At 61.2% G+C, this 23368-nt stretch carries 20 protein-coding genes and 1 riboswitch; of the genes, 8 read left to right on the top strand and 12 right to left on the bottom strand.

The features are described 5' to 3' along the window. Positions 1–298 precede the first annotated feature (298 nt). Both K414_RS27500 and K414_RS28980 read left to right on the top strand, forming a co-directional pair. Positions 299–2644, top strand: coding sequence for a hypothetical protein (locus K414_RS27500; protein ID WP_051365191.1), 2346 nt, complete (start codon positions 299–301; stop codon positions 2642–2644). A 372-nt stretch (positions 2645–3016) separates the two neighbouring features. Then, positions 3017–3814, top strand: a complete 798-nt coding sequence (locus K414_RS28980; protein ID WP_152530454.1) for a hypothetical protein — start codon at positions 3017–3019, stop codon at positions 3812–3814. A gap of 1062 nt (positions 3815–4876) precedes the next feature. Here K414_RS28980 and K414_RS0120520 read toward each other — a convergent pair. From K414_RS0120520 to K414_RS0120510, 3 genes are all read right to left on the bottom strand, one after another. Next, complete coding sequence (locus tag K414_RS0120520; RefSeq protein ID WP_152530453.1) at positions 4877–6625, bottom strand: hypothetical protein; 1749 nt, start codon at positions 6623–6625, stop codon at positions 4877–4879. Positions 6626–6701: 76 nt separating this feature from the next. Then, the gene (locus K414_RS0120515) at positions 6702–8027 is read right to left on the bottom strand and encodes an RNA-binding domain-containing protein (RefSeq protein ID WP_027497651.1); all 1326 of its coding nucleotides are present in this window, start codon (positions 8025–8027) and stop codon (positions 6702–6704) included. 859 nt (positions 8028–8886) lie between these two features. After that, entirely contained in the window at positions 8887–9459 is a 573-nt protein-coding gene (locus K414_RS0120510; RefSeq protein ID WP_027497650.1) for a DUF6461 domain-containing protein, read from the bottom strand. Between the two features lie 92 nt (positions 9460–9551). On the opposite strand from K414_RS0120510, the gene K414_RS27495 reads away from it, so the two are divergent. Then, positions 9552–10010, top strand: a complete 459-nt coding sequence (locus K414_RS27495; RefSeq protein ID WP_051365190.1) for an SRPBCC family protein — start codon at positions 9552–9554, stop codon at positions 10008–10010. Positions 10011–10169: 159 nt separating this feature from the next. Beyond that, positions 10170–10640, top strand: coding sequence for a hypothetical protein (locus K414_RS0120500; RefSeq protein WP_027497649.1), 471 nt, complete (start codon positions 10170–10172; stop codon positions 10638–10640). Positions 10641–10710: 70 nt separating this feature from the next. On the opposite strand, the gene K414_RS0120495 is transcribed toward K414_RS0120500, so the two are convergent. Genes K414_RS0120495 through K414_RS0120485 form a run of 3 tightly spaced genes read right to left on the bottom strand, consistent with a single transcriptional unit; the run spans position 10711 to position 13537 of the window. Then, positions 10711–11730, bottom strand: a complete 1020-nt coding sequence (locus tag K414_RS0120495; protein WP_037219429.1) for an ABC transporter substrate-binding protein — start codon at positions 11728–11730, stop codon at positions 10711–10713. Next, positions 11727–12500 carry an ABC transporter ATP-binding protein gene (locus tag K414_RS0120490; protein ID WP_027497647.1) on the bottom strand — a complete coding sequence of 258 codons (774 nt, stop codon included), beginning with the start codon at positions 12498–12500 and terminating at the stop codon, positions 11727–11729. Before K414_RS0120490 ends, K414_RS0120495 begins: the two co-directional genes overlap by 4 nt. Then, positions 12500–13537 carry an iron ABC transporter permease gene (locus tag K414_RS0120485; protein WP_027497646.1) on the bottom strand — a complete coding sequence of 346 codons (1038 nt, stop codon included), beginning with the start codon at positions 13535–13537 and terminating at the stop codon, positions 12500–12502. The genes K414_RS0120490 and K414_RS0120485 overlap by 1 nt, the downstream gene beginning before the upstream one ends. 125 nt (positions 13538–13662) lie before the next feature. After that, positions 13663–13887, bottom strand: a riboswitch (cobalamin riboswitch). A gap of 176 nt (positions 13888–14063) precedes the next feature. On the opposite strand from K414_RS0120485, the gene K414_RS0120480 reads away from it, so the two are divergent. Further along, positions 14064–15092, top strand: coding sequence for an LLM class flavin-dependent oxidoreductase (locus tag K414_RS0120480; protein ID WP_027497645.1), 1029 nt, complete (start codon positions 14064–14066; stop codon positions 15090–15092). A 17-nt stretch (positions 15093–15109) separates the two neighbouring features. Here K414_RS0120480 and K414_RS0120475 read toward each other — a convergent pair whose 3' ends face one another. Next, complete coding sequence (locus K414_RS0120475) at positions 15110–15817, bottom strand: enoyl-CoA hydratase-related protein (protein ID WP_027497644.1); 708 nt, start codon at positions 15815–15817, stop codon at positions 15110–15112. A gap of 116 nt (positions 15818–15933) precedes the next feature. Between K414_RS0120475 and K414_RS0120470 the strand changes: the two genes are divergently transcribed. Next, complete coding sequence (locus K414_RS0120470; protein WP_027497643.1) at positions 15934–16203, top strand: Rho termination factor N-terminal domain-containing protein; 270 nt, start codon at positions 15934–15936, stop codon at positions 16201–16203. Between the two features lie 2 nt (positions 16204–16205). Here the strand turns inward: K414_RS0120470 and K414_RS0120465 are convergent, their stop codons facing one another. Together K414_RS0120465 and K414_RS0120460 are read right to left on the bottom strand one after the other, a co-directional pair. After that, a complete protein-coding gene (locus tag K414_RS0120465) occupies positions 16206–16694 on the bottom strand; it encodes an SRPBCC domain-containing protein (protein WP_027497642.1) in 489 nt (162 codons plus the stop codon). Between the two features lie 50 nt (positions 16695–16744). Beyond that, positions 16745–18433, bottom strand: a complete 1689-nt coding sequence (locus K414_RS0120460; protein WP_027497641.1) for a nitroreductase family deazaflavin-dependent oxidoreductase — start codon at positions 18431–18433, stop codon at positions 16745–16747. A gap of 113 nt (positions 18434–18546) precedes the next feature. Between K414_RS0120460 and K414_RS0120455 the strand changes: the two genes are divergently transcribed. Both K414_RS0120455 and K414_RS0120450 read left to right on the top strand, forming a co-directional pair. Continuing rightward, positions 18547–19143, top strand: coding sequence for a TetR/AcrR family transcriptional regulator (locus tag K414_RS0120455; RefSeq protein WP_027497640.1), 597 nt, complete (start codon positions 18547–18549; stop codon positions 19141–19143). A 78-nt stretch (positions 19144–19221) separates the two neighbouring features. Then, on the top strand, positions 19222–20844 hold the full coding sequence (locus K414_RS0120450; protein WP_027497639.1) for an MFS transporter: 1623 nt from the start codon (positions 19222–19224) through the stop codon (positions 20842–20844). Here the strand turns inward: K414_RS0120450 and K414_RS0120445 are convergent. The 3 genes from K414_RS0120445 to K414_RS0120435 all read right to left on the bottom strand — a co-directional run bounded on the left by K414_RS0120445 (position 20837) and on the right by K414_RS0120435 (position 23346). Beyond that, complete coding sequence (locus tag K414_RS0120445) at positions 20837–21733, bottom strand: glucose 1-dehydrogenase (RefSeq protein WP_027497638.1); 897 nt, start codon at positions 21731–21733, stop codon at positions 20837–20839. The genes K414_RS0120450 and K414_RS0120445 overlap by 8 nt on opposite strands. 144 nt (positions 21734–21877) lie before the next feature. Next, a complete protein-coding gene (locus K414_RS0120440; protein WP_027497637.1) occupies positions 21878–22231 on the bottom strand; it encodes an STAS domain-containing protein in 354 nt (117 codons plus the stop codon). A gap of 185 nt (positions 22232–22416) precedes the next feature. Next, the gene (locus K414_RS0120435) at positions 22417–23346 is read right to left on the bottom strand and encodes an aldo/keto reductase (protein ID WP_027497636.1); all 930 of its coding nucleotides are present in this window, start codon (positions 23344–23346) and stop codon (positions 22417–22419) included. Positions 23347–23368: the final 22 nt, after the last annotated feature.

Raw genomic sequence — 23368 nt, 5'->3', positions numbered from 1 at the left:
GCGGATGCCTGGGGGATACCGAATCCACCTTTACCCGACTTTTGCCTGTGGGTGTTTCGGCGGACGGGTTTGTGCATACTGTGGGAGTCGGTTGGCGGCCATGTACAGGTCCTGTGACCTGGCCGGATGGGCTGTTGCGCTGGTTTTCTTTCGGCACGAACTGGCGCTACGACGGAACAAACCTGTCCGACGGTTAGTGCATGCTTAGCGCATGAATACGAGCGGACGAGCACGCACTACCCGCATCTATACTTCGAACGCGGCGGCGACTTCGAGGCTCGTTGCGAGAGCGCAACAGATGTTCGACGATGTGCCGGAGGGGATGACGTTCAACCGGTACCTCCAGGGCCGTCGTGAGGTTATCGCTGCGAAGGCCGAGGCCATGCAGCGCATCATGGCGCCGTTCGACGCATTCGATGTACTCGACCTTCTGCGGCAGCATGAGCTGCCCTTCCAGCTGGGTGGCCACCACGAGAGCGAATCAGAAGGATGGGCGTCGCTCATTGAAATCGTCGCAGCAGTTTTGCTTGCTCGCGGTCGACGTGAACCCGAGGACGGTGGTGAAACGCCCGGCAGCCCGAATCATGCCGTGGTCGAGTTGCAGCAACTAGCTAAAGACATGCTCGAGTTGGCGGTGTTCGGCATGTTGGCGGATGCCGAGGCCGACGAGTCGTCACCGCTGATCAAGCTGGCAACGGAGTACCGAGCTCATGAGCTTTCGGTCAGGAACAAGCGACACACGCACCTGGCTGATCGCTTCGACGAGGCATTGCTGGGAGAGCGGACCATCGAACCGCTGATTGCGAGCGCACTCGGATTTACCTATCAGCAATTCAAGACTGTGCGCGACGCGATCCGCGAGATCTACTCGGAGAGGGTGATGCTCGCACTCGATGAGTTGGGCGACGTGGCGTCGTCGCGGCACGAGCGCGGTGAGGACTCTGACGTTTCGGAGACGGATATTCAGCGTGGTCGTGATGCTGCAGCCTCGGTATTCTTCTTTCCCGGTCAGAGGGCGTCTCAGTCGCCGGCGGACATCGCGGCACGATCGGGTGTCCAAGTGGAGGTCGTCGAAGTTATCGTCGATACCTTCAGCATCGCGTTCGCTGAGCGCCGGGATTGTGCCGACGCGGTGTTAGAGCTGTTGGACGGCAGGAACCCGTTACGCGAGGCCGCCTTGATTTCAGACGGAGCAGGACGCTACCTCGGGCTGGGCGCGACATTAGGCAGTGATGCACTCATCGGTGTCGCCGAACGCGCACTGAAAGCCACAGGCAATTGGAATCGCTACGACAAACATCGAGCACGAGTGAGTGAGAGTCTTGCCGCCGAATACTTGTCGAAGTTACTCGATGTTGCGGCCACCTACGCTGGGCTCAAATACTTTCGCCCGAAGGAGGGCGTAGAAGGGTCAAGTTTACACTCAGCGGCAACCGACATCACTGCAATCGCAGACGAGACTGAGGCGGATGCGCTGTTTTTAGTGGGAGACGTCGCGATCTGCGTGGAAGTGAAGGGCCGCGCCGTATCGGAACCAGCACGACGCGGACAGGTCCGACACCTCGCTACCGACCTCAAGCGGACGATTGGAGACGCAACGAAGCAAGCGCTGCGCCTGCAGCAGCTCATCGAAGTGAACGCAGGCCTGTGGTTAGGGGACCGAACGTGGCTCGATCTCGGAGCCATACGTGAGATACGTTCCGTATGTGTGTTTTTGGATGATATCGGTCCACTCTCGATCGCCTTGGATGAACTTGTCCGGTCAGGCATCGTGAAGGACGAGACCTTTCCTTGGTTGGTCTCGTTGCACGACTTGGCCGTAATCTCGGAGGTGCTCGACCGTCCGGCGGAGTTCCTTTTGTACCTGCGTCGACGGACGGAATCGGCCGTGTCGCTTCTTTACAGAGCTGTCGACGAGCTGGATCTATTTATGCTGTTTCTTCAGGGCAATTTGTATGTGGAACCTGACCCAGATGCAGTGTTCGCCCGATATCCTGCATCCGGAACGCCCACGCGCGCTGCAAGACGTAACTTTACTCGTAACGCGGTAGCGACTCGTGTTCATACGCAAACTGATCCGCTGGATGCATGGATCTATTACCAACATGGCGAGAGCGATGTTGCCGTTCCTAAGCCTTCACTTTCGGGACACGAGCAGATTGAGAAGATAGTCGACTTCCTTCACGACGGGCACAAGCCTGGTTGGTTGCGCATCGGTGCAGACTTGACAAATCTCTCTACATCCTCACAGAAATGGCTCAGCCGGGGAGTGAAGGAAGTCCGCAACAATACGAACCGAGATAAGCAGCGGCATTCCGCCGTGCACGGCTTCGCCGGTGTTTGGGGCTACCCGCTAATCTTCGTCGCGTCGGTACCGAAAGACGGCGACGTGAAGTCCGAGTTTGAACGATTGGAGGTCTACTTGACCGCGAAAAAGCACCAGCAAGGCTCGGACCGCGCGTTAGGGATCCTGCTATTGAAGGGGGAGATTGTTGCAACAGTCTACGACAACTCGCCATGGGTTGACGATCCAGAGCTCGACGACGTAGGTCGTCAAATCGGGCTGAGGTCTGTTGGCGCTTCTGAGCCGTTGATTCGCACGCGCAACAGGAGAAAGCGGTCGAATAAGCGGAAGCGCCGGTGAGGGGCCTACAAGCGCGATTTAGGCTCCATCCGGCCTTAGGTTGGAACGGTCCAAATGGTGCAAAACCCATCGCTGAGCTTCCAGTGACGATTGAGGTGCGAGGCATGTCGACACATGATTGTGCGCAGGCGTATGACTGGAAGTGATAGAGGTGCTATGTCGTTGGCGGCCCGGTACTTGTCTGCCTACGGTCAATCGCAGAACGGTGCAAGTGGTCCAAGTCGGATGGGGTAGTCAGCCGACTACCCCATCCTCAAGACCTGAGAGCGAGCAGTAATGCTGCTCGCCGCACCTCACCCCGGCATGGGCGCCGGGCTCAGGAGTTGCGTGCATACTATGCTGGTTTGCGTACCCGATTGTCAAGGATGCTGCATGACCTCTCTGCTGTGCTGGGCCGGAGTCGATTCTCGCGGAGTGGCCTCGATCTATATCGCTTCGGACAGTCGTATCAGCTGGGGAGATACAGGGCAGGTATTTGACCAGGGCCACAAAGCTTTTGCCTGTAATCAGGCTCCATTTATTTTCGGGTATTGGGGTGACGTCCTGTTCCCAGCTCTAGTGCTGCCGGTCATCCAGGAGAAGGTTGATCGAGGATTTTTAGCCGCCAGGCCAGGGTCGCGCGCCCATGATTCGATCGTGCATGCGATTCGAACCCTTTGGGACGGTTACCCGGAACATCAGAAACGCGATTTCGGCATTCTTATCGGTAGTAGGTCGGGGTCCGGAATGACGGCGCGATTCCTTCTTACGAAATTAAATTACCTGGGTTCATCAAAAGTTTGGAGCCGACTGAGTGTTCCCATGCCTCTTGCCTCTGCGGTGCTTCGTTACGAGGGCAGTGGCTCCGACGCGGTTCGAAAGCAGCATCAGTTTTGGGATCTCTCGTCTGCGAAAGGGACAAGTCGCGCAGTCTTCAGTGGATTTTGCGATTCTTTGAACGCTGCCGAAGACTCGAAAAGTGGCGGTCCGCCACAGTTGGTCGGAATCCATCGAAAGGGGAATGCTCAGTCCTTCGGACTGATTTATAATAATCGCAGATTCCTCGGTGGGGCACGGGTGTTCAAGAATGAAAATTCGAGCAGTGTCTCTTGGTTTAATGGTCTATTTGAGCGAGTTCAGCCGGGTGGGACATCGAGAATTCGCGGTGCTCAACGGCACGGGAGAGGCTAAAATTTCGGGTTGGTTAGACATGAATAAGGACCTTGCTATGTTGGCACCATGACGATTGGATAACTTGCCTCGTAAAGAGCTCGTAAAAGTTTCAGCTCCTCAAAGATAGCAGCGTAAATCGTCACACGGGTCATTCGACGTTGATCTACTTGACAAGTGCACCAAGCACATCGATAACTCTCCAACACTTGGATACAAGCGCGCCAGTGACGAGATGATGCATGACTGGCTTGCGAAGAAGGGGCTCATCTCAGACCGCGGTTGAGAATTCTGCATTCATGAAGGTGTTCGCAGGAAAAGAAACAACCTGCTCGCACCGAAGCTTCGCGCCACCGAGCGCGGGCGGACCCGTAACCGTGGCGTGGCCCACCGAAACTCACATGTGCAAAGCGATTAGAGCGACTACGCGGGCAGGTCCTAGTGTGCCTGGATTCCGGCTTCACCCGCTTCTGGGGTTAAGCATGCGCGGTGCGCGCATTCAACGCCCGCACGGGTGAGACGGAAACTCCGCTCAATGCCAGACTCATAGCTGCCGTCGAGACCCTGCTGTTCTGGGACCGTGAGATCGGGGGCGGTGCTCAGCTAGGTAGATGCCGCGACCAATTGCATGTACCACCTCGCGACCTGACCGCCGCCGCCCTGAGTGAGGACTTCGTCGCAACCTATTGTCTGGCCCGCTACAGCGGGCCAGATAGTTTCCGGCCCGGCAGGCGTTCGCTCCCTTGTTCCCACTCTTGCACCTCACACGGTCACCCTGTCAGGTAGTGGCTAGATCGATCGAGAGGGGACACCATCTTCGAGAACACCATCGCTGCTGCACAGTCCATGGAGGCGGTGCGCGCGGCGAACCGTGAGGCGGTCGCGTCCGGTCCCAGATGCGGAGCACGCGGCGGCGCGGCAGGCGCTGATCGAGGGGTTCCACGGTCGCGCCCTGCGCGAGGACGAAGTGGCGTACTTGTAACGGTTCGCTCGATGGGAAGCCCCTGGCCGTCTGGCTGGGCGGTTCCCGCGTTGTAGGTGCGTGAGGCGCTGTACGGCAGAGGCTGTTGCGACGGCCCTGAGTTAGTCGATTTGTGGAGGTTTCGTGTGTGTCCCGCCGAGCCATCGTTGATGGAAGGCGTTGTTGTCCGGATGTGGTCTGAGGGTGTAGATGGTCATGTCGTCTTGGGTGGATTGGTCCGCGATTTGTGCGCGGCTGAAGATAATTTGGACGCTACCTAGGTCGAGAGTCTGGGTTCCGACTGCAAGTTTAAGGTCGATCTGGGCTTCGATCTGGCTGTTATCGAAGAGCTGAGGTGCGTTTGTGGGGAGACCGACAACCCATCGGTTCCAGGTTCCGGTGATGGTCTCCCCGTCAAGTAGTGCTGCGACCCGTTCTGCTTCGCGGATGCCTAGGTCGATCAGTTTGCTGTGGGGAGGAATTTTCAGAGTGGTTGTGGTGTGTTGTTGTATACGGCTGAGTGCTCGGGAGTAGCGCAGATAGGCTTTGTTTATTGAGATGGTATCCGGGTCTCGTTCATAGTTTGGTATGCGTTGTAAGACAGCTTGTTTAGGTCCTCGGATTGATTCAATTCGAAGTGTGTTTGGGTAATGGAAAGCGTCGACAAAGGCGAGTGGTTGTTCGATTTCGTCGGCGATGTGGCTCGTGACATCGCCGCGGTGGAATCGAATGTCAAAGCGGTCGGGATCTTTTGTGGAGACCATTGTTTCGAGGTGGAGTAGTCCGGAACGGTCAGTTCCGTAATTCCACTGTCCTGTGTTGTCATGATTGTGCAGGGGTGGGTGAAGCGTCGCCTCGATGGAGGCTAGTGGGCTGTCGTCGGGGGCCAGAATGGTGAGGCGGCGGTCGAAGGGTTCGCCGGTGTCGTAACCGTGTAGGCGGATCTGACTGGGGGTGTCGGATATGCCGAGGCCTCCAGGCATGTCGATCTGGGTGTTCGTTGCGGTAATGGGGATGGTGGGCACTCGTCCGTATCGGTGGAAGTCGGCGAGCTGTTGTCCTTCCGGGCTGTTGGGGTCGATGTCAACTGTGATTTTGATGGTGATAGGACGTTCGTTCAGGGATTCGGTACAGCGTGCGTAGACGTCGAAGGTGATGTAGTTGTCGTCGATCTCTCGGGTGGTGCGTGCAATGAGGGTGGTTGAGACGAAGATGCCGTGCTGCTCGGGTGGTTCTCCGGTTACGGAGAAGTCATAGGTGAAGTGTGGATCTGTTGCGTTGAGGCGATTTCGGAGCTGCCCGAGACCATTGATCGCGTCGGCTGGTTCAATTTCGGTGAATTGTTGGACGCTGACCGCGGTGTTCCCACCGGGTAGGATCCTGATTCCCGAGATAGCAACAAATTGTGCAAGTTGTTCGGTAAGACGTGTTTTGCCGTCTTCGAAATAGTAGTCGACGACATCGGGGTACTCGGCTGCCCAGCCGTCTATGTGGGTGAGTCCGCGCCAGGCGCAGGGGAACGATCGAGTGGTCTCGAGTTCGGTCAACCATGCGAGGTTTTCGGGGGTGGGGTCGAGGGGCATAGTAAGGTACCAGTTGTCGATGGTCCAATGTCGCTCATCTGCGTACTGAGCTACCCGGGCATGAGAGCTTGCGGCTTGCGTCTTCTGGTTTGTGGTGAGGTTCTTTGCGAACCGTTTGACTTGATAGATGTCGTAATGGTTGTCGCCCTTGGGGACGCAGACGTCGATTCCGTTGTCTCCGCGAGATGGCCGAACGCGATAGGCATCCGGGTTGATTCGGCACAGGAACATCGATACTGCTTCTTCGATATCGTCGGGACTGACTCTGTCCCAGGAGATGCGAGTCACTGATCTCTTCTTTCGTGTCGCGGTGCAGGGCATGGTGTGAACCTGCCGTGCGACGGCAGTGGGCCGGGGTGATTTGTCAGCGGAAGATCTCGGCTTGATAGTCGAGAAGTACCTGGTTGGGGATGTTGGCCCCGAATTGGCGGAGAATGCTCTGGGCGAGGTCCACACCGGTGCTTCTGGGGTCAGTAAGTAGCTTTGTGGTGGTGATCGTGTGCGAGGCTGGCACCTCGTTTGACGTGATGATCAGGTTGCTCGGTATTTCGCGTTTGCGGTCACCGGAAATGAGTTGGCGTCCGGAAACGTTCCTGAGCGCAATCTCGAAGGTCAAGCTGTCGCATTCAAGTGTGGTGGCCCATCGGGCACCGAATTCGGCGATCTCGACCATGTAAAGGAGAACGTCCCAGACCGCGACTGCGCCGGTTGCTTGCGGGTGTGTGGCGGCCAATATCGGATTGTCGGGATTGAGGTCAGTGGCTAGGGCTCGGCGGTGGAGGAATTGGGCGCTGGTGAACAGACGCCAGGCTTCTTCGTGTTCGACGATCTGCGCGGTGATGTCTTGAGCAATCCATGCGCTGTGGCGGTCGATCGGGTCGCGTTGGTCGACCATTGGGACCGGCCATCCACGCAGTCGCACGACATGGTCGATGAGGGTGGAGTCTAGGCGTTCAGGACTGAGTCTCTTGTTGTCGTAGTTTCCTGGTCGAAGGGCGATGTCGGTATAACCCGAAGACCCGAAGAACCCGCCGTTGGCGTCGGTGGTCGATCCACGGTGGGGGGTGTGTGGCGGCCAGGCCTGGGATCGTTCGTTTTCGTATGCAGCTTGGTCGGTGTCTTGCTTTAGCGGGGTGGGGCTCAGGGCGAGTCCCGCGGCGCCGGCGCGGCGGACGAACTCTCGCACACCTTTGTTGATGGCGATCTCCAGAAGATCCCGCATGTCCGAGGACGAGGGGACAGTGACAGACTCCGGCTTTCCCCGTGGTCGAACGTACGTGAAGCCGTTCTGCAGCACTTCGGGGAAGGTCTTTCTGCAAACGTGTGGAACGCGGTCGAATTCGGAGACGTCGAGGACAACGACGATGACGCCGTTTGAGAGCGTGTACTGATCCCTTTGGAATGTAACGGGTGGGTCGCTGTACTTCGCCAGTGCAGCGCTGACGTTGTCGTAATTGGACCAGTCTGCAGCTTGTGTGGGTTCGAGCCCGGGCATCATGTCGCGCATGCGGTTGTCGTCTATACCGAGGCAGACGACACCGCCGTCGGTGAGATTGCCCATTGCCATCGCTGCGCGAGCGATCTTCGCGACGTAGGACTTGTCGTTGAAGTCCCCGGGCCCTTTGACCTCGAACGCGCGAGTCTCGTGATTCAAGGCGAGCTGCTGCTCGACATCCCTCTGTTCGATCATTGTTGGGACAATAGGGATAAACAGCGCGAGGTGTGGCAGAACCGAGATATGGGGGCGGTGTCGGCAGGAGGCTACGTAACCGAACCGTTAGCTGGAACCCGTGCATAGAGGACGCGGGCATACGATCGTTTGAGTCGATCTGGCCGACGTGGTCCTCGGCTGGCTGGCCATTCGGAATTCTTGACCTGAGGAGACGAGATGTCCCCTCCTTTCTGTGTGGTTGGTTCTCCCACGGCGAAAGAACCGGTCGCGATCGGCGTCCTCCTATGACACGTGCAAGAGTGGAAACTGTGGAACGTCGAGTACTCGCAATAGCGAGGCGGGACTGGCCTTTGCCCAATTTGAAATGTTTGCGAATAGCCTGTGACTAGGTCATCACTCTCGATCGTGGTGGAGTCGAATGTCCAGGGCGGTCCATTTAGACGGTGTCGGTGCTTACGGGACCCAGGTGGACCGTGAGTAGGTCGCCGGTGGTCATCTTTTACTCATCACTTTGGGGCGCATCCGCATGGATCCACCCGTACATCGGTGGTCACTCGATTCGCCGAACACCCAGTTTAGCGGGCCGATAATGGACGTGAGTGCATCCACGTGAATTCTCATCTCTCGTACAGCGGGTCCTGGGTTCGAATCTCTGATGGCGCACAGCGAAATGCCCGTTCACCAGACGCTGGTGAACGGGCATTTCTGTTCGGTAGCCCGCGTCGTCAACCCACTCGACCATCTCCTCCGCTGAGTGCTCGGTTCCAGTCGAGCGGCAGGGAGAAACCGTCAGGAACTCGGCCGGCCACCACACCCCATTGAGTCGCTCTGCCCTCGACATCTCGCAACAGCCGGCTCTGCTCGGCTGAGCCTTCCGCTATTCGAGGGAGTCGCCGACCTGAAACTGTCCGCTGCGCAACAGCTCTTGCGTCAGATCGATTCCAGTGTGGTTGACGATCATTGCTATGTAGACCTCCAGTGTGTGAAACAGGCCGTCGGGCATCGGACCCTCGCCGTCGGGGTCATCGCCAGCTTCACGCATGCGATCTCGCCAGGGGCTGTCAGGTTCATCGAAACCCGGCCCGTCCTTCAGGAGCGCATCGAACATTGCCGTTCGGGCACCGTCGACCCACTGGGCGAAATTACTGTGGCCGACCTGAGTGGCGAACGTGAGGGCCTCGCCACCGATCGACAGCGGTGCCATCAGCTCATCGGCCAACCCTGCCACCGACGGTGCGACCGCCAGAACCCAATCACCCACCTGTGCAACGCCGACGACCTCGACGTCGGCGTTGACACCTTCCAGGCCGATCACGGAGCCGGCCCTCGACGTGGTCAGCGCATCGAGTACCGCTTCTGCATCGTCGTGACGGACGGTGAAAGACACACCGTCCGGTGCCCACGGGTAATGGTCGGGGATCCACGTGAACTCTTCCCAGGTTGCAGACATGGCCCAATCCTCACACGGTCGACCCAGCGATTTGCGCCTTCGTAGACGGTCCTTTCAACGTGACTAAACAGATTTCCTGCAAAGCTGTGCCCATGGCGTTCACCATCAGGCTCACGACTTCGATCGCGGCCAACCCCGCTGACGTGTTCGATCTGGAGTCGGATGCAATCGTTCACGCCGAGTCTCAGGGAGCGTACGGAGAGAGTGTGCGAGTCGATTCGAAGCGGAGTGCTCTTCGTTTGGGCGATGAAATCCATATTCGCTCCAGGCATCTCGGTGTGTGGTTCACCTTGACCAGCCGCATCACCGAGTACGAGCCCGCGAGATATTTCGTGGACGAGCAGGTCACCGGACCCTTTGCCTCGATGCGCCACGAGCATTTCTTTCTCGCACGCCGGGGTCAGACGCAGATGGTCGACATCATGTCGGTCGAATTCCGTGGCGGACGACTCGGCGCTGCGATCCTGGATATTCCAGGCAAGCTGTATCTCCGGCGCGTCCTGTGCGTTCGGAACGCATACATCAAGAAGCGCGCCGAAGCGAAGCGTTGAGCGACGGCCGGTAGGGATCTGCAAAATTGCACGGACACAACGGTTCTCGACCCTGTTTCTCGCCCCGTTCGGCTGCATTCGGTTCGAAAGATGCTGATCGGTATTTTTTGATGCAGACTGGCAACTCGGACATAGTTCACGCGAACCAGGAGGATTGCCATGCGATCGACCAGTCGGATTCTGATCGGAGCGCTACTTTGTGCGCCAGCACTAGCGGCGTTTCCAGCGACGGCATCAGCGGCGCAATCGACAGACGTGACGTATGCGTTCGAGGTCGACGGATCGACGGTGACCAACACGATCACCAACAACTCCGGTAGCGACCTGGCCTGCGGCACATCGTTGGCTCCGGCACCGGGCGGAGTGCTGCCTCCGGTGTGGGAGGTCGTCGGTAACGGCCAGTCGCTGTACTCGACCGACGACGGGGGCCAGATCGGAATCAGCACCCAACACGTCACCGATATCCCGGCCGGCACCTATGTCGCGCTCGCATCGTGCGTAACCGAAGGCGTCGATCCGACGACAGCGTGGGTCTCCGATTACCCCGGGCTGCCCGACGTCCTCGCGACTTTGCCGTGGAACTCGTTTACCGTGCAGCAGGCTTCTCCGATCGTGACGATCGAAGACTGAGCGCCTGCACTGGATTCGAGCCTCGGGAGCCGCAACCACCGAGGTGTCGCTGCCCCGTTCTTGTGGACGGTCAGCGGCCCTTGGATCGGAGGAAGTCCGCCACCGTGGTGACGGCGGCGGGGTTGCGTGGTCCTTCGACGAGCGCTGCGTAGGGGAGGGCAATGATGTTGTTCTCACGTACGGCGGTGGTGCCGGACATCAGTGGCTGTGCGCGGAGTTGCGCGATCTTGGCGTCCACCGAATTCGACGGTCCGGCACCGTAATCGACGATGACGATGAACTCGGGGTCGCGTTGGGCTGCGGCTTCCCAAGACGCGGTGGTCCAGGAATCGTCGAGGTCGTCGAAGATGTTGCTGCCACCGGCTTCTCGGATGATCTGCGACGGAGCTGCGGTGCGGCCGGAGGTGAAGGGCTCGGGATCGGCGCTGTCGAACAGGAACACCCGCGCCGGGTCTCGGCCGTCCTCAGCCCCGGCGTTCGCGGCACCGATCTGGTTCTCGTAGTCGGTGACGAGTCGGTCGGCCCGGTCACGAACTCCGAAGAGGTCGCCGAGGTTTCGTAGGTCGGTGTAGAGCGCGTCGAGGGGCTCCATGACTCCGCGTGCAGTACTGCCGGGTTGTCGGCATGCTTCGGTGAGTTGGTAGGGAACTGCGCCTATGCTGCGAATCCAATCGGGAGTCACACCGGTCGACTCCTTGTAGCCATAATTCCAGCCGGCGAAAACGAAGTCCGGGTTCGCCGACTGAATCACCTCACGGGTGAAGGCGTCGGCCAGTTCCGGTGCCGCGTCGAAGTCGCTCTTCCACGGCGAGGAGTCGATGTCTCGCTCCTTGCCCGGGTAGCTGGTGTATCCGACGAGGCGGTCGGCGAGGCCGAGGGCGAACATCATCTCGGTGATGCCGGTGTCGTTGGTCAGTACCCGCTGTGGGGTACCGGTCACGGTCAGCGGCTCGCCGCAGTTGGTGACCGTCACCTGATCGCCACCCTGCTCGGTGGCTGTGTCGACCTGGGCTCCGCACGAACTGACCAGTGCTGCAACAGCGGTCGCGGCAATGGCGATCGTGCGAGGCCGGCGAAAGAGGTGGGTCATCGAGTGTCCTTGTCGTCGAAGAGAACCTGGGGAACTCCCAGGCGTGGGTGGGTGACGATGTGTCCGCCGATCCCGAACCAGGTCGAGAGCACCTTCTCGGTCACGACTTCATCGGGTGAACCCGCACAGACGATGCGGCCGGCGTGAAGTACGACCAAGCGGTCGCAGAATTGGGCGGCGATGTTCAGATCGTGAAGCGCGGCGATCACGGTGATCTGCAGGCTCGCAGCGGCGCTCAGCACTGCGTATTGGTGTCGTATATCGAGGTGATTGGTGGGTTCGTCGAGCACGAGCACGTTCGGTTGCTGGGCGAAAGCCCGTGCGATCAGAACACGTTGGCGTTCGCCTCCGGACAATGACAGGAACGATCGGTCCAACAGATGTTCCACGTCGGCGACGGTCGAGGCACGAGCGCACGCGTCGTCGTCGCGGGTGCGGTTGCGTCCGAACGTGGAGTTGTGTGGAAGACGTCCGGTGGCGACGACCTCGCGTGCGGAGAAGTCGAAGTGCATCGAGGAGTCCTGGGTGAGTGCTGCAACCTGACGTGCGTTCTCTCGCATGGTGATTGCGGTGATGTCGCGGCCATCTACCTCGATGCGTCCGGTCGAGGGCTCGGTTGCTCGATACAGACACCGCAGCAGTGTCGACTTGCCGCTCCCGTTCGCGCCGACGATGCCGACGATGCTGCCGGCGTCCAGGCTCATGGTGATGTCGTCGATGATGCGGGTGCCGCCGATATCGACTGCGACGTCGTCGTAGTCGACGCGCATCAACGGTCGCCGATCATCGCGCCGCGGCGACGCATCAGCAGTACGAACGCCGGAACTCCGACTGCCGCGGTGATCGCCCCCAGGGGGAGCTCTTGCGGCGGTAGAACCGTTCGGGACACCAGATCCGCGGTGACGAGGAAAGCCGCACCCAGGACCGGGGTGATCACGACAAGCCTGCTGTGGTCGGCCCCGACCAGTAACCGTGCTAAGTGAGGGACGACCAGACCGACGAAGCCCACTGCGCCACAGATGGATACGTAGCACCCTGTCATCGCCGCGGATGTCACGAAGAGAGTCAGCCGTAGCCGTGCTGCGTTCAAGCCCAGTGCCGCGCTGACTTCGTCTCCCATCGACAGCGCGTTCAGTCTGCGGGCCGTCAGAGCTGTCGCGGCTACTCCGGCCACGGTGACTGTGGCGGCCAGCGGGACGCTGGCCCAGGTAGCACCGGCGAGGCTGCCGAGCAACCAGAACATCACGCTGCGAGCGCCGTCGCCCTGAGGTGCCAGGAAGATCAGCACGGTCGTCATTGCAGAGAACCCGTAACCCAACGCGGTACCTGTCAGGACCAGGCGCAGTGGCACCAGCCCTACCGGGGAGCGTGCCATCAGATACACCAGGGCGGTTGCGGCGAATGCGCCGAGGAACGCTGCACTCGAGAGGGCGTAGATGCCGAGGGCGCCGAACGTGCCGAACAGGACCACCGACGTCGCGCCTACCGATGCACCCGACGAGATTCCGAGAACGTAGGGGTCTGCGAGCGCGTTGCGCACCATCGCCTGCACCACCAGTCCGACCACTGCGAGACCTGCTCCGATGAGCGTCGCCAGCAACACCCGCGGCAGCCGAGAATCGACGACGATGCGGTAGTCGGGAACGTCACCGACGGCGATCGTGCCGCCGGACAGCTGGGCCCACAGATAGCCCATCGCGTCGGTTGCCGGGATGTGCGCGGCCCCGAACATCAGTGCCGACAGGGCTGACACTGCCCAGATCGCGGCGGCGAGCACAGTGAGGGGCAGGACCGATCTGGACTGCATGCGCAACTTTCTCCGCTGATCCCTGACCTGGCGACCTGCGAAAAGCACGGTATCCGAGGCGAATCCGCGCAGCGCGAACGACGACCTCGTCGACCGTGTCCCTCGGGATCGACAGGCGACCACGCCGGCGGCGCAGCCGCGGTGGCAGGTCTTCGGACTCGCGGACACGCCATCCGACGACGTTCTCGGACGACTCCTATTGGCGGTCGCTTCCCGGGACGAATCCCAGTGCTCGATGACCGCGGTCGTTTCCACTCACCGCTGCGGGGCAGTTCCGGATTCTCACCGGATTCCCTCTTACGATCCGATGACCAGCACGGCCATCGAAAACCAACGCCCACGCACGATAACAGCTCATGCGTGACGCGTTGTGTCGGTCGGCTTCGGTGCAAGTCAGCGGATGTACTTCGCGGCGGATGAGGCGAAGCGTTGGGGAGAGTAGTAGTTTTCTGCCCACCGTCCACTGGAATAATTGAACCTTCATCGACGCTGATGGGTTCGTCCATCCCGAATCGAGAGGTACCCAATGCACCTGGGCGTAGACAGCTTCGTCTCTTCCGTGACCGATCCGACCGACGGCCGCGTCATCGCGCCGGAGGAGAGGATGGGGCACCTACTCGAGGAGATCGCCCTCGCGGATCAGGTCGGTCTTTACTCGTTCGGCATCGGTGAGCACCATCGCAGCGAGTACTACGACTCCGCTCCGTCGATCATTCTGGCTGCAGCAGCCGCGCGCACCGAGAACATCCGGCTCGGCAGCGCGGTCAAGGTACTCAGTGCCGACGATCCGGTGCGAGTGTTCCAGGAGTTCGCCACTCTCGACCTGATCTCGAAGGGCCGGATCGATTTGGTGGTCGGCCGAGGCTCGTTCACCGAGTCTTTCCCACTGTTCGGACTCGACTTGGCCGATTACGACTCCTTGTTCGCCGAGAAGCTGGATCTCCTGCTGCAGATTCGCGACAACGAGGAGATCACGTGGTCCGGCCGGCACCGGCCGGCGCTGAACCGTCAGGGGATCTATCCTCGTCCGCTGCAGGATCCGCTACCCATCTGGGTCGGTGTCGGTGGAACCCCCGAATCGTTCGCTCGTGCAGGGCTTCTGGGCCTACCCCTCATGATCGCCATCATCGGTGGAGAACCGCGCCAGTTCGCGCCGCTCGTTGACCTGTATCGACGCGCGGGCGCGCAAGCGGGTCACCCGCCGGAGAAGCTGAAAGTCGGATTGCACGTGTTCGGATTCGTCGCCGACACCACCGAGGCGGCAGCCGACACCATCTACCCGGGCTGGAACGAGATGTTCACCAAGATCTCTCGCGAGCGCGGCTTCGCTCGACCGAGCCGACAGCAGTTCGACGCCACGTCGGGACCCAACGGCGCGTTCTTCATGGGAGACCCGAAAACCGTCGCCGACAAGATCGTTCGAGTGAGCGAACAACTCGGCGGTGTGGATCGACTGTCGCTGCAGATGACCAATCCGCGCCTCGCCCACGGTGATCTGTTGCGCGGCATCGAGCTACTCGGTACCGAGGTCGCTCCGCTGGTAGCCGACGCGTAAGCGGCAGCGAGCGAGAATCAGTTCGCGGCCCATTCCATTTCGTCCACACCGGCGACCGGGGTGTACAGCGAACGTATCTCGCTCGCGTACATCGTGCGCTTGATTTCGCCGAGGACGGGACCGCGGGTTCCGATCAAATCCGTTGCCCGCGAGAGTGCGTCGTCACGCAGCCGATCCTCGGTGGACACTGCGTCCACCAAGCCGAGGGCGGCTGCGTCCACTCCGCCGTAGCGTCGGCCCGTGGTCAGTGCTTCGTGGAACGTGTGCGGGGCGAGCTTGGCTCGGACCATGTCGACTGTTCCCGGGCTGTAGGTGGCACCGATGTTGACGCCAGGAAAGCACAGGAAGCCGCGATCGGAGCGCATCACGCGGTAGTCGTGTGCCATGACGAAAAATGCGGCACCCCCGTAGGTGTGCCCCTGCATGGCCGCCACCGTCTGCATCGGGAGGGTCAAGAACCGCACCAGCAGTTCCTGCACCGTTCCGATGAACCGGTTGATCTGGTCCAGGTTCTCGGCACCCCAGGACAAGTCGACTCCGGTGGAGAAGTACTTGCCGGTGGCCGTCGTGACCAGTGCAGTCGGGCCACTACTGGCTTCTACCTCGTCGAGCAGAGCGTTGACCTCGGCCACCCAATCCGGCCCCATCCGGTTCTCGGTGTCCTCCACGTCGCGAGTGCCGAGATTCAATACGAACACGTCCGCGACACGATCCAGGTATGGCATGTCCCGAAGGTACCCAGCTTTCGTTGTTCTACCCCACAGCACCAGAAGGCACGTGCGTTTGCCGCCAGGTACACCGGGTAGTTGTATCAGTACAAACGATCGAACGGAGGATCAGCATGCCCACCAACGATGACCAGCCCCAGCTCAAGGATCAGGATCTGTACGAGAAGCTCCGTGACGAAGGAAACTCGAAGGAGAAGTCGGCGCGTATCTCGAATGCCGCGGCCAACGAGGGCAGGAAGAACGTCGGCAAGAAGGGCGGCGAGTCCGGATCGTACGAGGACTGGACCGTCGACGAACTGACCGATCGAGCCAAAGAGATCGGCCTAGAGGGCTACTCCAAGCTGAACAAGAAGGAGCTGATCGAGGCGCTACGCAATCACTGACGTCATTCCGGCCGCAGAGACGAGTAGTACTCCTGCTGTGCGGGGTAGTAGTCGTCGAAGCTCGGGAGCGGTGCGGCGTCCCTGGATGCGATCAGCATGTCCAGGTAGTACTCCCAGCCCGGACCTATGTCGCCGATGCCGTCCGTGCTGTCGAGGCCGTGGGTCAACACGACGAGTGTGTCGCGGCCCTTCTCGGTGAGCCTGACCTCGAGCGGCCAGCCGCCCTCGTCCGACATACGGACGGCCAGTCGTTGGAGCGGCTCGCAGGCGTCGATCGCCATGTCGGCGACGGGTTCGCCGTCCTCGAAGATCATGGTGACGCGGATGCTGTCGTCCGTCACCCGTTCCCAGGGCCCGAACCACAACGCGGTCCGAGAGGATTCGGTGAGGCTGGCCCACACATCCTCTCGTGACGCGGCGACGGTTCGGCTCAGCTCGAGGGCGTAGCCGGTCTCGGTCTCGCGCAGCGTGCCCGTGGGTATCGGTGCCATCGGGTCATTATGCGTCGTGCGACGATCCACCGTCGAGCACAATCGTCCTGTCAATCGGTGAAATCGATCCGCACAGATATCGGGTCGGTCTGGAGGGCGCGAAAACCTGCGCCGATGAGCCGCCCGAACAGTGGGTTCGCGGAAAAGGAACGCGCTCGCGCACTGACGTTGTCCTGGGGCACGAACGTAGCTGTGCCCGCTCGCCAGCGATCGCCGACGCGAATCCTGATACGCGGCTCGTCGCCGATGTTGGCTCCCCAACCGGACCTGGTTCCGTGCTGGGAGATCACCCACGCTCCCGCCCGGTCGAACGATGCAGAGACCGGTACCTGTCGGTGCAGACCGGATCGACGGCCCACGGTCTCGATGTCGGTGACCAGCGATGTTCTGACTCCGACGGATGCCAGCCCGTTCACGAGCGGGTTGGCGACGTGCTTTCCGATCCACCGCTCCCGGCGGAACTTCGCAGCTGCCGCGGACGCTGTCGTGGTGCCCCCGGCGCGTCGACTACGAAACGCGTCCCAGCCGTTGCGCTGCACCATTGCTATCGCTGTTCGCCAGGCGGGGCGTCCCGAATCGGGTTGCCCTCCACCGCCGATGAGCTGCAGTTGGTCGGTGTGCCACTGCAAGTCCAGAGCGCCGTTGATCTGTTTGAAAGCAGCAGCTTTCGACGGAACTCGCAGGGCGACGAGCGGAATCTCGACCCGATCCAGTGAGCCGTCGACCAGTGAACGGGCTACTGCCGGGGCGAGAGCAGTCGGGCGACCGAGACCGACGACGTCGCACTCTCCCGATCGTACGGCCGCACTCATCACCGAGCGGGTGCGGAAACCACCGGTCACTGCAAGTGGAACGCTCCCGGCTGCGTCGCGCACCGAGTGGGCGTATTCCAGGAAGTAGGCTTCGCGATCGCGAGTGCTGGAGGTGCCCATCATCGCGGGTGATTCGTAACTGCCGCCACTGATTTCGATCAGATCGATCGCTTCCTCGACGAGATGCTCGACGGTGATGCGAGATTCCTCTTCGCTGAATCCGCCGCGCTGGAAGTCTGCGGAGTTCAGTTTGATTCCCACTGCAAAGCCGGGGGACACGGCCGCTCTGATGGCGCGCACGACGTGAAGAACGAATCGCATCCTGCCGTCGAGGTCTCCGCCCCACGCGTCCTCGCGTCGGTTCGACAGTGGTGAGAGAAACTGGGACACCAGGTATCCGTGGGCACCGTGGAGCTGCACTCCATCGAAGCCGGCCGCCTCCGCTACCGACGCGGCCAGGGCGAACCTGTCGATGATGTCTCGAATCTCGTTCTCGCTCAACGCACGCGGTGTCGGTAGCCCGGGTACGCCGGACGCGATGGCAGACGGGGCGACGGGCGTGGCACGGGTGACGATCGGATTGGCCTGCCTGCCAGGGTGATTGAGTTGTACCCAGATGGGGACGCCACCGTCGGAGGTCGATTTCGCCCAGCGCGCCAGCGCATCGTGGTCGCGGTCGTCTTCGATGACGACGTTGCCGGGTTCGCCCAGGTGAGATCGGTCGACCATCACGTTGCCGGTCACCACCAATCCGTAGCCACCCGCGCCCCAACGGCGGTACAGCGTTTCGAGCCGGGTATCGGGTGCGTGCTCGGCAGTCCCAAGGCCCTCGCTCAAAGCCGCTTTCATCACGCGGTTCGGAAGGGTCTGCCCGCAGGGAAGTGGGAGCGGGGTGCTCAGTTCGACGACGTCGGTCTCGGTGGGCATGGCGTGACTCCGGTTCAGCGATAGCGTGACGGGATATGATTGCCGTCATAGTCACACGCGACTGTAGATGTAACTCGGTGTCACGTCAATGATCGTGTTCGGAAAGGTGATGGATGGCGAATCGAAGCAGTGCTCGTGAGGACATGCTGCGCAGTGCGGCGCAGTTGTTTCGGCAGCGCGGAGTCGAAGCGACTTCGTTGGCCGACGTCATCGAGCACGCAGGTGCGCCGAGAGGCTCGATCTATCACCACTTTCCACGGGGCAAGCCTCAACTGGTCGAGGAGGCCACGCGAACGGCCGGCGCGGTGATGGGGGCCATGATCTCCGAGGGGTTGGCCCAGGTCGGGCCGGCGGCGACGGTGCGCGCGATCATCGAGGGCTTTCGCAGTGAACTGGCGAGCACCGATTTCGTGTCCGGTTGCCCCATTGCTCCTGCCGCACTCGAGGGGGCGAATTCCCCCGGTGCCGTCACCGCGGCCGGGGAGTCGTTCTCGTCGTGGGAAGACACGATCGCCGCATCGCTCTGGCAGCACGGGTTGACGAGAGAGCGGGCCCAGGCGCTCGCGACGTTCTCCATATCGGCGATCGAGGGTGCGCTGATCGTGGCGAAAGCGCAGCGATCGACCACCGCGCTGGATCGGACCGAGGGGGAGTTGTTGGCTCTGCTCGACGCGGTCCTGGACGCAGCGGGCGGGCAGAGTTACCGATAGCGACTATTGCTATAACGCCGAGTTACAGTTACTTTCCCTTCAGGAACTATGTCATCCGTCATAGCCGGAGGGGATCTCATGCCGTCACTCACCACTTCTCGACACCGCGTAGAGGGTACGAAGCTTCGCGGCCGATATCTGGCTCTACTCGTGATCTGCGCAGCGGAGCTGCTCGTCGTACTGGACAACACCGTCGTCAACGTCGCCCTGCCGTCGATGGGGCTACAGCTACGCGCCGACATCAGCGGCTTGCAGTGGGTGGTCGACGCCTACACGCTGACGTTCGCGGGATTGCTTCTCGCTTTCGGCCACCTCGGAGACCGATACGGGCGCAAGAAGGTGATGATCATCGGCCTGGCGGGCATTGCGCTGATGTCGGTGGGCGGCGCGGTCGCCGCCGACCTCGGGCAGGTCGTCGCCGCCCGCGCCGCGATGGGAGTCTGTGCGGCGGCGGTCTTTCCGGCCACGTTGGCTCTCATCATCAATATCTTCACCGACGCCAAAGAGCGAGCGCTGGCCATCGCAGCGTGGACGGCGATGGCAGGTTTCGCCATCGCCATCGGTCCGACAGCGGGCGGCTTTCTGCTGGAGCACTTCTCGTGGCATTCGGTGTTCTGGATCAATGTTCCGGTTGCCCTGCTCGTTCTGGTGGCCGCACTGGCCTGCGTTCCGGAGTCGAGGGCCGAACATGTGGGCAAGTACGACCCTGTCGGAATCGTGCTGTCCTTGACGGGCATCACGGTCGTGGTGTGGGCGATCATCGAAGCGCCGCACAACGGTTGGTTGTCACCGGCGAGCATCGGAGGCTACATCGCCGGATGCGTCGCGCTTGCTGCGTTCGTGTGGTGGGAGTTGCGAACACCGTCTCCGGTACTGGACCTGAATCTGTTCCGAATCAGACGATTCTCGCTGCCCGCCTTGGCCATTGCTGTGGGGTACTTCAGTATGTTCGGCTTCCTGTTCATGATCACCCAGTATTTTCAGGGTGTCATGGAGTTGACGCCGTTGCAGTTCGGCGTTCATTCACTGCCGTTCGCGGTATCCATCGCGGTCGGGGCACCACTGGCTACACTGATCGCGCAGCGAATAGGAACGACAGCCGTCATCGTCTTCGGACTCGTCGTGATGAGCATCGGCATGTTCATTGCGGGCCAGGTCGAGGTCGAAACGCCGTACCTGGGACCGGTCGTCGTCTCGATGATCTTGATGGGCCTCGGGTTGGCGATCGTGCAAGGCCCGGCCACCGAATCCATCATGTCGTCGGTGACGCTCGACGAAGCAGGTGCAGGCTCGGCGGTGAACGACACCACCCGTGAGGTGGGTGGAACTCTCGGCGTCGCGGTGCTGGGCTCGATCGTCGCGTCGATCTACACCACGAAAGTGGGCCCCCGAGTCGACGCCATTCCCGACGCAATCATGGAGCCCTACCAGAAGGCCTTTGCCCGGGAGACCGTCGTCAGCGTCATCGAAATTGTCAAAGCACCGACCAACCCGATCTTCGCGACACAGAAGGCGGAGCTCGTGTATGCGATGAAGGCCGCGTCACTGGAGGGATTTCAGCTCGCGTCGTTCGTCACCGTCGGGGCCGCCATGGCCTGCGCGATCGCTGTGGCGCTCTTCCTGCCATGGCGGCGACCCGAAGGAGACGGGGTTCTGTTGGCGTGGCGGGCGTCGAAGTCCGAAGACACCGAGATCAGTTGAACGGGGTGCCCCCGGTGACCGCAATGGTCTCGCCTGTGATGTAGCTGGACTCGTTCGAGGCCAGGAAGACGTAGGCCGGAGCCAACTCGGCGGGCTGGCCCGGGCGGCCCAACGGAACCGTTTCGCCGAACTCGCCGTACTTCTCGGCAGGCATGGTCGCGGGAATCAAGGGTGTCCAAATAGGTCCGGGCGCAACGGCGTTGACTCGAATGCCACGGCCGGCGAGGTCGCCGGCCAGGCCCTTGGTGAATGCGACGATGCCTGCCTTGGTGGTGGCGTAGTCCATCAACTCCGGCGACGGATTCGATGCCTGAATCGAGGTGGTGTTGATAATGGTGGAGCCCGCACCCATGACGGCGGCGGCGTGCTTCGAAATCCAGAACAAGGCATACAAGTTGGTCTTGAGCACACGGTCGAACTGGTCGGTGGTGATATCGGCGATGCCGCCCATCTGGGCCATCTGGAACGCGGCGTTGTTGACGACGATGTCGAGGCCTCCGAGAACCTCCACGGCAGTGTCGACCAACTTGGTGCACTGCGTTTCGTCGGTGAGGTCGCAGGCGATCGCTCGGCCCGACCGTCCAGCGGCTTCGATCAGGTCGACGGTCGCTTGGGCATCGGGGCCCTCGGATTCGAGATGAGCAATGACGACATCGGCACCTTCTCGCGCGAATGCCAGCGCCACCGCTCGTCCGATCCCGGAATCACCACCGGTGATCAACGCTTTTCGGCCGTGCAACCGATCCGAACCCCGGTACGACTTCTCGCCGTGATCCGGTGCGGTGACCATGTCGCGAGTCAATCCCGGATGCTCGAGCTCGGGCTGGTCGTCCCGATCGGGCATGGAGAAAGCAGTGGTGGGGTCGCTCTTGGTGAACTGGTCGGACATTGTCGATCCTTGCCTCGTGTGAAAAGGACCCATTGCGGCAAAACCAAAGCCGCCCCAGTTCTCGAGACGATTCACGGTCGTTACCGACTGGAGTCGCTGTCCACACGAGGTTTGCCGGTTGTACCGGCACGCAAACCTTGCGAATCAGCGCGCGGAGGGATCTTCCCCGATGAAGCTCGCACCCACCGCATCGAGCACCCGGCGCGCCGGCCGGGTAGGAGCGAAGACCTCGACGCGTCCGTCGGAACGTTCGACAGCATCGACGATCACGCTCGCGGCACCCGAGTACATGAAGTCCACCGCCGACAAGTCCAGCAGCACAACTGCATTGCCCCGTAGGGCACCGTCGAGGGCGTTCACCAAATCTGCTCGTGCACTCATGTCCAGCTCGCCGACGGCGCGAACAACGGTCAGATCGGGGGAGTAGGACTCGATACCGATCGAGTGGCGCCGGGCGGGGGCGGTGGAGCGAACATCGGTGAAATCGGAAACAGTCACGGTGCGAACCTCTCAGTTCGGGTGGCCTATCGAACCGGCGTGCTCGGTCTGGAACCCGAGGGCTGCAGGTTCCGGTGCACGCTGTCCCGTAATCCTGACAGCGCAACATCACCGAACCGAGCCTGCAACATCACGGATTCGTCGCTACTTGGTAACGGCAAGGTAACGCAGTTCGATGCCCGGCATCAGGGCAGTGTGTGACCCGCTGCGCGGAACAGGCCGTACCATTCCGCCCTGGTCAGGCGGATGTCCGACCCCGTAGCGGCCTCCTCTATCCGATCCGGCGTGGTGGTCCCCAGGACCACCTGAATGTCGGCCGGGTGGCGTGTTATCCACGCGACCGCTATCGCAGCCGGTGTCGTGTCGTATCGGGTGGCAATGTCGTCGAGCGCATCGTTGAGGGCCAGGTAGTTCGCGCGATCTCCGACGAACACACCCGACGAGGTCCCGCTCTGGAGTGGCGACCACGCTTGCACGGTGATGCCCCGTGCCCTCGCGTAGTCGAGCAACCCGTTGTCACGATCCACCGACTGGTCCAGCGCGCCGATGTTGGCGGTCAGGCCCGCAGCGATCAGCGGTGAATGGACGACGCTCAACTGCACTTGGTCGAACAGAAGTGGTTGTGTGACTGCTGTTTCGAGCAATTCGATCTGACCGGGAGTGTGATTGGAGACGCCGAAACCGAGCACTTTGCCCGACGTGTGCAGTGTGTCGAATGCCGCCGCGACCTCGTCGGGCTCGACCAGGCTGTCCGGTCGATGCAGCAGCAGGGTGTCGAGATGATCGACGCCGAGAGCCGAGAGCGAACCCTCGACGGTCGACACGATGTGGTCTTCCGAGAAGTCGAAATAGCCGTCGCGAATGCCGACCTTGCTCTGAATGCTGACGCGCTCACGCTGCGACGGAGTGAGTGTCACCGCTTGTCCGAAGCGCTCCTCGCACCCGTGGGGTCTGCCGCCGTAGATGTCGGCGTGATCGAAGACGGTCACTCCCACGTCCAGGGCGGTGTCGACCAACCTGCGAATCCTGTCGTCGTCCAGGTCGAGGATGCGCATGAACCCGAGGACGATGCTCGACACGGTTGTGCCGGTCTGGGGGTGCGTAAAGGTGCGCAAGGTGAGTCTCCCTCTGTGCGGA

It is taken from the genome of Rhodococcus sp. JG-3 (assembly GCF_000482405.1).
Taxonomy (GTDB): domain Bacteria; phylum Actinomycetota; class Actinomycetes; order Mycobacteriales; family Mycobacteriaceae; genus Rhodococcoides; species Rhodococcoides fascians.
The sequence above is the reverse complement of the archived record's forward strand: the minus strand, read 5'-3'. Positions and strand labels throughout refer to the sequence as shown.